This is a genomic window from Mucilaginibacter sp. GW821-FHT07G05, from assembly GCF_059418565.1.
The window spans coordinates 34,928-47,038 of the sequence record NZ_JBWKQC010000006.1 but is presented as its reverse complement, the minus strand read 5'-3'; the positions used below and the strand labels follow the sequence as shown (position 1 = coordinate 47,038).

General features: G+C 41.6%; 11 protein-coding genes. 6 read left to right on the top strand and 5 right to left on the bottom strand.

Annotated features, from left to right (window positions below):
* Nucleotides 1-40: 40 nt before the first annotated feature.
* The 5 genes from AC07NA_RS16080 to AC07NA_RS16060 all read left to right on the top strand — a co-directional run bounded on the left by AC07NA_RS16080 (nt 41) and on the right by AC07NA_RS16060 (nt 2,973).
* On the top strand, nt 41-349 hold the full coding sequence (locus AC07NA_RS16080; RefSeq protein ID WP_494898603.1) for a hypothetical protein: 309 nt from the start codon (nt 41-43) through the stop codon (nt 347-349).
* A complete protein-coding gene (locus AC07NA_RS16075) occupies nt 346-687 on the top strand; it encodes a hypothetical protein (RefSeq protein WP_494898601.1) in 342 nt (113 codons plus the stop codon). The genes AC07NA_RS16080 and AC07NA_RS16075 overlap by 4 nt, the downstream gene beginning before the upstream one ends.
* A complete protein-coding gene (locus tag AC07NA_RS16070) occupies nt 678-1,223 on the top strand; it encodes an SLATT domain-containing protein (protein ID WP_494898599.1) in 546 nt (181 codons plus the stop codon). The genes AC07NA_RS16075 and AC07NA_RS16070 overlap by 10 nt, the downstream gene beginning before the upstream one ends.
* A 312-nt stretch (nt 1,224-1,535) precedes the next feature.
* On the top strand, nt 1,536-1,892 hold the full coding sequence (locus AC07NA_RS16065) for a plasmid mobilization protein (RefSeq protein WP_494898598.1): 357 nt from the start codon (nt 1,536-1,538) through the stop codon (nt 1,890-1,892).
* Nucleotides 1,867-2,973, top strand: coding sequence for a relaxase/mobilization nuclease domain-containing protein (locus AC07NA_RS16060; RefSeq protein WP_494898597.1), 1,107 nt, complete (start codon nt 1,867-1,869; stop codon nt 2,971-2,973). Before AC07NA_RS16065 ends, AC07NA_RS16060 begins: the two co-directional genes overlap by 26 nt.
* Before the next feature lie 2 nt (nt 2,974-2,975).
* On the opposite strand, the gene AC07NA_RS16055 is transcribed toward AC07NA_RS16060, so the two are convergent.
* The gene (locus tag AC07NA_RS16055) at nt 2,976-3,143 is read right to left on the bottom strand and encodes a hypothetical protein (protein ID WP_494898596.1); all 168 of its coding nucleotides are present in this window, start codon (nt 3,141-3,143) and stop codon (nt 2,976-2,978) included.
* Nucleotides 3,144-3,712: 569 nt separating this feature from the next.
* On the opposite strand from AC07NA_RS16055, the gene AC07NA_RS16050 reads away from it, so the two are divergent.
* Nucleotides 3,713-4,135, top strand: a complete 423-nt coding sequence (locus tag AC07NA_RS16050) for a helix-turn-helix domain-containing protein (RefSeq protein WP_494898595.1) — start codon at nt 3,713-3,715, stop codon at nt 4,133-4,135.
* 344 nt (nt 4,136-4,479) lie between these two features.
* Here the strand turns inward: AC07NA_RS16050 and AC07NA_RS16045 are convergent, their stop codons facing one another.
* The 4 genes from AC07NA_RS16045 to AC07NA_RS16030 all read right to left on the bottom strand — a co-directional run bounded on the left by AC07NA_RS16045 (nt 4,480) and on the right by AC07NA_RS16030 (nt 11,929).
* A complete protein-coding gene (locus AC07NA_RS16045) occupies nt 4,480-4,761 on the bottom strand; it encodes a helix-turn-helix domain-containing protein (protein WP_494898594.1) in 282 nt (93 codons plus the stop codon).
* A 189-nt stretch (nt 4,762-4,950) separates the two neighbouring features.
* On the bottom strand, nt 4,951-5,493 hold the full coding sequence (locus AC07NA_RS16040) for an ORF6N domain-containing protein (RefSeq protein WP_494898592.1): 543 nt from the start codon (nt 5,491-5,493) through the stop codon (nt 4,951-4,953).
* 5 nt (nt 5,494-5,498) lie between these two features.
* Nucleotides 5,499-6,794, bottom strand: a complete 1,296-nt coding sequence (locus AC07NA_RS16035; protein WP_494898591.1) for a site-specific integrase — start codon at nt 6,792-6,794, stop codon at nt 5,499-5,501.
* Nucleotides 6,795-7,303: 509 nt separating this feature from the next.
* Nucleotides 7,304-11,929, bottom strand: coding sequence for a sacsin N-terminal ATP-binding-like domain-containing protein (locus AC07NA_RS16030; protein WP_494898590.1), 4,626 nt, complete (start codon nt 11,927-11,929; stop codon nt 7,304-7,306).
* Nucleotides 11,930-12,111 lie beyond the last annotated feature (182 nt).

The window sequence follows — 12,111 nt, the reverse complement described above, 5'->3', positions numbered from 1 at the left end:
ACTTTGAAAATAATATCGGTTCGCAGACTAAATTATCATTATGACATCAGTACTGAATGCTGTGAAAGAGATATTAACGGCGCATTTCAATAGCGACATTTGCAAATATATTTTAATTGGCTCTCGTATTGAAAACGCGCAAAAAGACAATTCAGATTATGATATAATTATAGTTACAAAGGACAATGTGGATTCTTATGAATTAATAAAAAAAATCACTCCATTTCTGTCTTTAATTTCATTTAAATTCAAAGTCATAATCGGAATATACCCTGTCAAACAAAGCAGTTTGCAAATTACAGATTCGCAGTTTATAAAGAATATTAATACTAAAGGAATTGAATTTTGATCAACACAGGTAGTCACAAAATCAATCAAAAAATTGAGTCCGCTAATATTTTAGTAAATGCTGAATTATATACCCAGGCACTCACATTATATTGGCAAGCATGCAGAGATTATATTTTTTCATGGCTAACTAACCAACAAATTGTTTTTAATAGTACTAATGAGGCTCTTAGAAATGCCATGTTAATTGTCGATGATGATATTAGAGCAAAAATCTTTCAGCTTGAGATAGTTGGCACTTTAGCAGAATGGGATGAGTTTTTTACTGTTACGAAAGAACAGGCTATAGACTTTAAAAATATTTGTATGTCGACTTTAGATGCTTTGGGATGGCAATAATTGAAAATATACAATACGCAGAAGTAATAAAGGCAGAGGTTAATAGACATCTCGAAGATGCCGAGACTTCAAAGTTATCTCATTTCTATGCGGCGGCGAGATATGAAAAACTCCATAAAATGTACATTGGGCTTCCTACCACTATTGCCGCATTGCTATTGTCATGGTTAGTTGCTCAAAAAGATACACTTAATGATTATTCCTCCTTTTTATATGGATTAAAAATTAGTTTGAGTTTAATAGTCGCAATATCCTCAGGGATTAACACCTTTCTAAATTATAATGAACTTGCTTCTCAACATCGAAAAGCTGCACTGAAATATCAAAATATTTGGAGAAATTGTAAAAACTGGAATACTGATTTTCCCGACGATACAGACCTTTCTAATGCAAAAAAAATCATTCAATCTTACAGGAATGAAATGACATCTATCAATCAAGAATCTCCTCAAATACCGAAATGGGCGTGGCGGAGCGTTGATAAACAAATACTAGAGGGATCGACCATTTACAATAATGAACATTTAATTAATTAAATGTTCATTAGCAATATATAACTTTAAGCAAGCCATGTTTTCGCCATGCGAAAACGTGCTTGCCGGGAAACCCGGACCCGGAAATACTTCACTCTGTTCAGCATTTCCAAAAGACTTTTTTCTTTTTTAGAAAGCAATTTCCTAATTTTATATCATTGAATTAAGCCGCTGGCTTAAACAAAATCTTCCATAAGGGAACAAAGTATCTCCCGCAATCTCATTCATTTTCTTGAAAGATTACCCGTATGGAAATTTACTGTTTTTATGTTTTTTGGCGTTTCGCCGTTTTGATCTTGTCTAATTCTTTTGGCTATGGGCAGGCCTAAGTTAACCGGGGACAACAGGCGTTCGGTCAACTTTACCATCAGGCTTACGCCAGCCGAGTTGAAGAAACTGGAGGCTGTCGCACAGCTATGTGGCAAGGCTCCGGGCTTGCTGATGCGCGAGCGTTTCTTCAAAGACAGGTTGCCCGAACCGAAAACAGCCAAACTTGATTATGACACTTATTTTGAACTGAAGAAGATCGGGGTCAATATAAACCAGTTAGCTAAGCGGGTTAATTCTCACCAGATGCCGGTAGGGATCTTGTCTGTGCTTAACAGGTTGTTAAAGCAGCAGGAAGCGATTATTAAACTACTACTTGATGATAGCCATTCAGAAAATTGGTAAAAGCTTTATGGGGGCATTGAGCTATAACCTCAAAAAGCTGAATCATCCCGAAAATTCATTAAGGGCGGAAGTACTGGAAACGAATTTTAGTAGTCTTGATAAAGATATGATCAAAAGGGAGATTGATCTTGTCAGGGAATTAAGGCCGAACCTAAACAGGTACGTTTATCATACCAGCCTGAATTTCTCCAAAGAAGATAAACTATCCAATGAGCAACTACTGAGCATAGCGCACCAGTATTTAGAAGCAAACGGATTTACAGATAACCAGTACATCATATTTAGGCATCACGATGCAGATCATCCGCATTTACATCTTTTGGTTAACAGGATCACTTTTAACGGTGAAGTAGTTTCGGACAGCAATAACTATAAAAAAAGCAAGGCGATATTACGTAAACTGGAAGATCAGTATGACCTTGTACCGGTAGAGCCAAGTAAACGTGTATCTCAAAGTGCAGCTAAAAAGGATGAACTGGAAATGGTATTACGTACCGGTAAAGCATCTAACAGGATGGTCATGCAGGAGATCATTAAGCAACTCCTAAAGAATAAAAATATCACAATATCGGAACTTATCAAACGAGGTGAAAAGGCCGGAATAAATTTCCTGTTCAATCAAGCCTCTACAGGCCGGGTAACGGGGATTACCTATTTCCACAAGGGCTTTAAGATCAAAGGTCAGGCATTAGGCAACAGCTTTAAATGGGCTGAAATAATAAAAAATTTAGATTATAAGCAAATTAGGGACAGCCAGGCAATTAGCGAAGCAAACAGCTGTACAAGAAACCTCTACGGAGAACTCACAGCACCAGGCAACGGAGAAAGAAATGATGGACTTCGTAAAGGCAGTTCAAACGATACTGAATATAGCGGTCAGCAATCAGCAGCAGCTGAGCAGGATGGAACAGAAGATAGTTCAGGTAGAGAAAGATCACTGGAAGCAGGTCAGGATGCTCATTTTCCTGATACTCATTCCGTTAATGATGGCGATAACGGCTTTAACGGTATTAATATTCAGATAAGCGATGATGAGGACGATGCATATTACCGGAGAAAAAGCAGGCGATCTGGCAGATAGTCCTATCTTTTCTTAAATTTAAAAAAGGTGCCGTTGCAAGTTGTTGATGAATTGGATAAGGCGACACCAATACCCGCACCTATGGCGATGCCTATAGCAACGTTATTCAGTGCTACGCCAATCGCTATTCCTGCGCCGATGCCAACGATAAATAAGTTTGGGTTTTTCATGTGTGTGTTATGGTTTTATTTGCCTTTTAGCATTTCCACTTTCTCTTTTTCGCTGGCTAATAAACGTTCCAGTAATTCAACTTTTTCGCTATATAGCCTTTTGTTTTCTTCAACAACTTCTAACCATTTCTCAACGGGATTAAAATTAAATGTTTGAGCATAGAACGCTCCGTTATTAGCACTATTATCATTAAAAGTATTGAAGTAAGTTATAATTGCATCATCGCTGAAGTTCTATATCCCTTCAGATGTAACACCCGGTATTTTTGCAACTTGATTTAGAATATCTTCTTCCACTGTTTCACTTTGCTCTAATCGAGAAACAGTTTGTTGGCTAACACCCCATTTCAGCAGCCAAAGTTTCCTGCTTAATGCCGCGAAGTTCACGGATTCGGGTTATTTTTCTTCCGATATGAGTATTTGATGGTTTAGTCGGTGTTTCCATATCTCAAATATACAAGTTTTCCTGTGGGTAAAAAACTCGGCTCTGTGAGTAAAATACCCGCTTAATGGGTTCGGTACGCAATTTTGTGTGCGGAACTTTATTTGTAATAAAAGTGATTGTTACCATGAACAGGATATTATATATAGCGAGAAAGGCAAAAGGTTTCTCTGTTGAACAGCTTGCCAAAATATTGGAAATTGACAACGGGCAATATATTGAACTTGAACATGCAGATTTAAATATCAATACTACCCAGATATTCAAGTTGTCCAAGCTGTATGATATCGAGCCTGAAATGTTCTTGTATACACAAGATGGCGGTAGTGTTCTCATTAAGGAAGCCATGAATGAAATAACGGGCTACCTGAAAAGCGATGAGGCCGGGCAACTGTTGCCGAAGGAATATGCACGGATCGTAGGGTTAGGCAATACTGCCTTGACACTGATTGCGGATTTAAAGCATTCGCTATACAAGCAGTTTGAACTGGAAAAAGATAATAAAGCGCTTAGGGGGCTTTTAAGCGCGTCAAGCTTAACGATTAATTGAGCAGTAGCAAAAAGAACCGGAAGGTTGCCAAGCCCCGCAGTTCGGCAGGTGGCGAATTATAAATTATAATCGCGCCGCCAGCCTCTGCTACCCGCACAGGAGAATGATTCGTACCTCATCACACACCTGCTTTCCCCACGCGCATTTGACTTGTTTAACATAGCACCGCAGTCACAAAATTAGCACCGCCTTAAAACCGTCAAGAGTATATAAACAGCGCGTTTATTTGTTCTTTAGGGGTTGCGCTGCCCTTGACTGTTCTAAGGCTTACTGCTGCCAGCTGTTTAAGCGGTGCAATGGTTTGGTGTGTACATATGCAGGTTGGTTAAAATTTCAGCTACCTGTCAACGTTCGCCCTTTATTTTTTCTTTTGCCTGTTCGAAGATCTTCATGATGTCCTCGTATTTGTAGTAGATGATTCCGCCGACCTTGGTAAAGGGTAAAGTGCCGTTCGTCCTTAAGTTCTGCAAGGTACCGGGTGAGATCTTCAACAGGTTTTTAACCTGGTAACTCTTTAAAAGCTTTTTAGGTTCTTCGCCTGTTCCGTTCGATCTTCTTATTTCGCTGACCAGCCTTTCCTCCATTTCGATCAAGTCTTGTTTTGTTACGATCTCTATTCCTGCCATGTCTGATAAAATTTGATTGAATACGTTTTTATTTAATTCATTATGGCAGCAAAAGAACTTATTTAGCGAATTCAAAAACAGTGAAAGGGGGTGAAGAATAATCTTCACCCCCTGCATTTTTAAGGAATAATTTGGAAAACGGGTGCGAGGGCTGATTGAAAGAAAGCTTAATTTATTGCCACTTAATGTTTATTCATTATCGGGCATATAGCCGATGCGCTTTCTTTCCTTTACTTCGCTTTTTTGTTGTATTAATTCATCAAGATACCTAAAAACCACTTCCATATTTTTGTCTTGATTATCAAGCTTGGATTTGATCTTTTCAATTTCAAGGCGAAGCTCTGTATTGTCTATCAACATCTGTCGGATCTTAGTGAAGATTCGCATGATCTGAATATTTACCCTTATGGCTGCCTGGCTTGTTAAGACGCTTGAAAGCATCGAAACGCCCTGCTCAGTAAAAACCATCGGTAAATACTTTGAATGACCACCTCTGTTTAAGGTGCCAAATTGGCTCCTTAAAGAATTGTATTCTTCAAGTGCCAGTTCAAACATAAAGTCAGGCGGAAACCTTTCGATATTCCGTCTGACCTGCCTCTTTAATTGCTTTGTTTCGACTTGATAGAGTTCTGCTAAATCATAATCCAGCATCGTTCTTTGTCCTCTTATCACATATATCTTATTTAAAACGAGATCATCAGACATTGCCGCTTCGTTAATTTTGTTGTCCATCGCAGTTATATTGTGGTTGTATCTTTTAATTTCATACGCAAGGCTTTCATATCTGAGCTTACCTTTTGCTCTCTCACCCGTGCATAGATTTGAGTCGTGGTAATTTTCGTATGGCCAAGCATCTTGCTGACTGATTCAATCGGAACACCATTTCCAAGCGTTACCGTTGTAGCGAAGGTATGCCTGGCCATGTGCGTAGTTAAATGTTTGTCTATGTCACATAAGTCTGCGATCTCTTTTAAGTAAGCATTCATTTTTTGATTGCTTTTCATAGGTAAAATGCGACCTGAGTAAATGCAGTCCTCATGATTCTTATATTTATTGATGATCTCAATAGCTTGGGGTAGAAGTGGAACGTTAGCGGCAATCTCAGTTTTGGTTCTGCTGGTTTTGATCCACATCTCGTTATCCTTGTCATTGGCGATATTTGCATACGTCAATTTTGATGCGTCAATAAAAGCATAGCCGGTGTAACAGCTGAAGAGAAAACAATCTCTTACTTCCTCTAAGCGTTTTATGACGAATTTCTTCGCCGCAAGCCTCGTTAATTCTTCCTCTGTCAATTCTTCACGTACAACTTTGCGGGAGGTGCATTTAAATGCAGAAAATGGATTTATGCTGATCCAGTGATTATTTACAGCTATAGTGATAATTCTTTTCAATCGCTTGATGTAACTCATAGTTGTATTATGATCGATACCGGATTTTATTTTAAGGTATTTCTCAAAACCCGTAATAAATCCATACTCAAGCTGATCAAGATAAATATCATTTCTGCCGTATTTAGAGATAATAAATGCTGCAACTTTGCTCCTTATAGTTTTATATTTTGTTAGGGTAGCCTTTACATAGTCCTTACCCACCAGGCTTTCAACATCATTGTTATGCTCGTCAAATACCGCCAAGAGCGAACGCCTTTCAACCGGCCCGCCATTGAATTTATTTTTTATTTCTTCAGCCGATAGGTAATCGTTGTTCTTTTGGAGCTCGGTATATATCCGAAAAATTTCTTCTGAAACCTGATGGATGTGATTGTTGACTGTACGGACTTCGTTTCCGCTTCCCTTCATGAAGCCGGTCTTAGCATCCCATTTTTGGGGATTAACTTTTTTCTTTAGTGAGATCTCCGCCCGTTTCCCCATAACCGTCACCCTTGCATAAAGGGGGATAAGGCCGTTAACATCTGATTTTGCTTTGTTCGCCCAGATCAGGATTGAAAAGCTGTTAGAATTCTTCATAAATAACCATTTTACTGATAAAAGATTTAATAAAATTTGAACCGTTTTGATGCTTTTTTGCATCGGTCTAATTCATTCAAAATCAATCAATTAAATCTTTATTCGGTTACCTAATTTAGGCGATTCAAACAGGTAACCGAATAGGTAACCGAGTGAATCATAAAACTTAGTTTGAAACGGGCGCTTTTGACATAAAAAAAGCGCCTAAATCATTGATTTAAGCGCTTTCGGTGGGTTTTGATACCCTTTTAGCGGAATGGACGGGACATGAACTATGCCCTTATATCTTTGAATTACAATGTTTTTACTTTCTAAAAGCCGGCTGCTCACCAGATGCTCACCTTTTTTTCGCAACTAATTGAATGCAAATAGGTTACATCAAAGTTATGAAAAAGTCTGTTTTGATGCAATTTATATAGCAATAATTATCATTATTAGATGGCAGAATTTGAAGATATCCGACACATTCGTATTCAACCCTCAGTATCAACGGAACGTTTATAACAGATTTCGATTTGGCAAATTGACATTATTATATTAATATAAATAGTTAACTAAATAGCGCTTTGATATTATATCTGATGAAAACGTATCTCAAAACTCTTGTAAATCGCCGTAAATTTATCGTTGGCGAAAAAGTCTTTTCCTTTGTCCAGTAGAAATAAGTTGCCCAGATTTCTGCTCTTCCTGCGCTGTCCGTCCAGGGTATGAGTGATCAAGATCACTTCGTAAAATGCTTTGGCCTCATAAGCTTTTTGCACCTCGTATCGGGTGATCTCGAACGAATCGTTATATTCCCCTCTGCCTTTGACTTCTACGAAGTGCATATTACCCTCCGCGTCGAGGTATTCGATATCGTAACCGTATTTGTCATCTCCCTGCGGGTTATAACCAGGGTGGTCCTTTGGCGCCCGGCTGGCATTCTTTGAGACCCATTTTAGCTGCGTATTGGTTTTGGCTAGCAACTGGTAGGCGATTAGCTCGGCAGCGAGACCGATCTTTTGCTTTTGGGCATCGTTTCCCGCACCGTCATAATGGGAGCCGTTGCCGCTACCGCCGCCGCCATTCCCTTTTGGCGTGGGCACGCTTTCCGTCGACACGTCTTCGATCGCCTCATCGTCCCGGATAGCCAGTTCCGCCATCAGGTCCTCCAAAGTCGAATTAGGCCGGGGTTCTGGTTTAGGCTGCTGGCCGGACAGCCAAGCTTTAAAATTCTGGACGAGATAAGGCACCTGGTCGAAGTATAACAAACTGCCCCACTTTAAAGTATCAGCAAATTTGTGATATTGTTCCTCTGTGAATTTGACTTTGTCCGACCGCAGCGAGGCCTTAAATAGTTTGACCTGCCTAAAGTAGGTCGGGTTCAAATTGAAGCTCGTGCGGCTGGCTCGGATGTCTTTTAGCGTAAACGTTAGTTCGCCGAATGCCTGTTGGAGCAAATGCAGGAAGTGGGCCTCTAGGTCTTCGATTAGCAAATCGATCGGGCAGTTTACCCTAAACTGAGCGCGGTATTCATCCAGTTTAGCTAGATAGCTTTGCTGCTCTGTACGCTTCTTGTCCTTTAGGTACGCATGAACTTTCGCATTGAACCCGGTCTCGAATTTATTTTTCAGCCGGGTTAGTTCAGTGTCAAAGAAATACCGGAAATCCATCTTGGGATAGGCATACGTATTGAGCTGTGGCAGCGTCAGGCCGACCGCAGGAAGTAGTTTTTTTAAAGGATCCAGGTTATTCGCATTGCTGGTTTCTCCGAACTGAAATGCCGCGGAAAATTCATTGAGAATAGCAGTTGTTGTCCCCAGCAGATGCGCAAGCTTTGGTAGGTCGGCCTTAGTACTGTTAAAAATGGCTCCCCGATCATTAATGGCCCTAGCGATTAGCACCGCGTCCCAGAATTTTTGACGGTTGTTAAGCGTCGAGGAACTCAATTTTTCACGAATCTCCAGCAAGCGATCCCCGGTGATTTCACATTCGTCCAAGTATTCCTGCCGGTGACCGGAATTAAGGAAACGGCGCAGTTCCAAATGATAACGGCGGGGTTCCCGGTTTGTGATTTCTACAAAAAGCGCATTGATGGCTTCCGATAGAACTTTGTTGCGGCTGATGAACAGGTTACTCTTAACATGGAGCTCATAGTTGGCCTTATGATCAACAAAATAATCCGTCTCTATGGGTACGGGCGGCGAACCAGCCACCGAAACATTGACTAGGATACTGGCGCGTTCCTTAACGATTGTGTTTTTGATTTGATCAAGTTCCTTGTCCAACGCCTTATCGATCATATATTCCAGGATGGCAATGCTCTGCGGCAGTTCCTCAAAATAGTCTGGCAAATTACTCGTTGCTGAAGCATCTGTTTGCAACAATTGCCGCGCAATTGAATCCGAGAACTTTGTGCCGATCTTGGCCGCTATCTTACCAAATGTTTGCTTGTTGCTCAACGTGAACTGGGGCTGTACGACCTGTTTGATACGGGCTGGCAGAATATCATAATTGGGCCGGTCGTCAATATAAAAGATCTCCTCGCCGCGTTTCCAGTAGGTCGTGCGGTTAACCTCATCCAACGCCAGGAACCATTGTTTCTTCAACAGATCCATGTTGACGGCTTCCCCTTTTGAAAAATAGTAAAAGTCAAATAGTTTGTTCAGCAGCCGATTATAAAAATCCGTGAACTCTTTGTTGTCCGTATCCTTATCTCGGTAACGATCATAGACGGTGGTCAGCAGGTCGATATAGTTTTCCAGCGTATCACCGTCCAGGTGCCGCATGCCCAGCACTTCCAACATATCTTTCTTGTGGGCGAAATTTACCGGGAATACCCTAAGGTAGCGTTTGATCACCCGGTTTTGCGGTTTATAAAAATCAGTCGGGTCGATACCGATGATATCGGCTGGCCTGTACAATTCTTCTTCTCCTTTTAAATTGATCCAGGCCGCGCCTTTTAGGTATCTCAGAAAGCCCGAATAACTCAGTGTCTGCTCTTTGGGCACATATCGGGAATAGGAACTGGAGTTGGAAAACTGGATCCGCGATAAATAATCCGCGCTGATAAATTCTTGGTAGCGGCGCCAGTTACTGAAGACCGCCTCTGTGAACCAGTCATTCAGCTTTGCCGGTACGTCCAGTAAGCGATCATTGTTTAAGGTGAACGGTGTGGTCGACAGACCGGATAATTGAACCAGCCGCCTTTCACGTTCGTCACCCCGGCTCGTGGAAATACTTTTGGCGGAAACATACACCGCCGGAATATTCCAGGCGCCGCAAAGTTTCAAAAAACTCAGAATCTTCTCTTCCTGCATAGTGGAATTCATCAATACGGACTCATCTACAAATTTACCATTGGGATACAGTTCCCGCAGTTCGGGGGATTCCAAGTAAATGGGGTGGTAAATGGGCGAAAGCCAGGCTGCTACGCCTTTGACTGGCAGCAGGATCTTCTCCTGGATTTCTAGCCAGGATTTGTTATCCTGTTCGAGACTGCCCAGATCATTCAGGATCGCGGCGTTCAATGTGCCCTCCGGGACCATCAATTTCAGCAGGCGTCGGGTCAGTTGGTAGGTGCTGTATTCCACGATTCCCGTACGGCTACGGCCTTCCCTGAAATCTGTGATGATGATCCCAGGATTAATAAAATGGATCTTTCTTTTAATTTGCGGCGATAGTTTGATCATCTTTTTATTACCACCGTACAATACATTTTCCTCGCTGGTAACCAGCTGCCACTGATCCGTTAGTAATACCCTCTTACCCGTAAGGTTCAGATCTTCGTGTGCTGTTACATAATTATAAAGGTTTTGAAAAAAAACGGCATTCTGGGCTTTCGCTTGCTTCTTACATTCTGCTTCGATCTCCTCGGCTATTTTGGAAAACTCTAGGTAATGAACGTTAAATTCCTTAACAAGCCAGTCCCTCGTCACCGTATCTTCTAAGTAAACAAGCTGCCTGCCGCCCAGCTTTCCTCCTGGAAACAGATCCTTATCAAACCCATCGGCGATCATCACCTCATCGAGGCCATAATAGCTTTTCGTCAGTTCGTCGTAAATGAATTTTTTATCTCTTAATTTTTCAACGAAGTGGTCATACAGTACCTGTAACTGTTCATCGGGCTGTCTTTTGAAAGTCAAGATCCGGGTGATATTGGTTTTCGTCCTGCTGATTGCTTTGAGCAATTCACCCGCTAGGTAGTCGCCGATCGCTTTGAGGATATGTTGATTGACCGGCGAGGCGCGCAGGGACTTGCGTTCCGGGTCGACAATAAAATAGCTATGTATAATAAAGCGGAAGCCTGAAATGATCTCCAGTGGATAGAATAGATACAACTTGGTGTTGTCCATCAGTTTCACCTGCCGCTTTTCATTGAGTTCCAAGACGATTTTCAGTTCTACCGAAGGATCATGCTGGAATAATTTGCGCTCTTTTTTACTCAACGTAGCAATCGCATCCGGCGGCAACTGGATACGCCCGATCGGGCTGTAGATCTTGAAGTAAAAGGGATCGTCGTCCCTAGTGACGGTCATCAAAGGTGATCTGTCTTTTTTGTCGATCAAGTAGGTGATATGCTTTTGCGGTGACCAGAATTCGACTTTACTGATATTCCCCAGCATCACCAACTCCTTCACCTGTATCCGTTCGAAAGCTTTCAAGATATCTTCTTCCGATAGACCAGGTTTGAGCTTCAGCGCGACCTTGGTCACGATACCAGCCGCCTGTTCCGCGGCGCTAAGATTCTCCTTATCAAAGTGCGGACAGTAGAATAGTGGCAGCTCGTCTTCCTCGACCGCTGTATAATCTTTCGCGGTCAGCGAACGATCGAACAGAATGGAGCCAAAGCGGGTGATAATCTTGGGGGTTTCGCTGATCGCCTGGACCGACTTAAAGCCGATGCCCTTAAAACCGATCAGGTCCTGGCTTTGCTTGCCGCTCCGCCCGATCGTAGTGATCGCTTCGATCCCTTGTTCGTTGAACTCAGCGCCAGTATTGGAGATCGAGAGCAAGTCGTTATCCAATCTGATAAGGACCTCTCCATCCTTATTTAGGTCCTTATTTGCATCTCTGACATTCTGAATCAGCTCAAAGAGAAAGCGCCCTTCGTAAGCTTGCTGTAAATAGAGTTCCGCCTCTGCGATAGTGATGAAACCAGTGCTGGGCGTCGTTAACGCCGATCGATAAAGTGCTGTGACTTTTTGTTGGAGATCCATTAAGCGATAAGGAAAGTTTGAATATACAAATGTTTACTTACACAAATACAAGATAATATCACTAGCCTATACTTTAAAAAATATTGATTGATTCCTTTTAATATGCAAGCACGACATTAATTCAGTTCCTGTGACTATCTTTGAATAATCAAAAATTCATTTATATCTTAACCGAGATAATT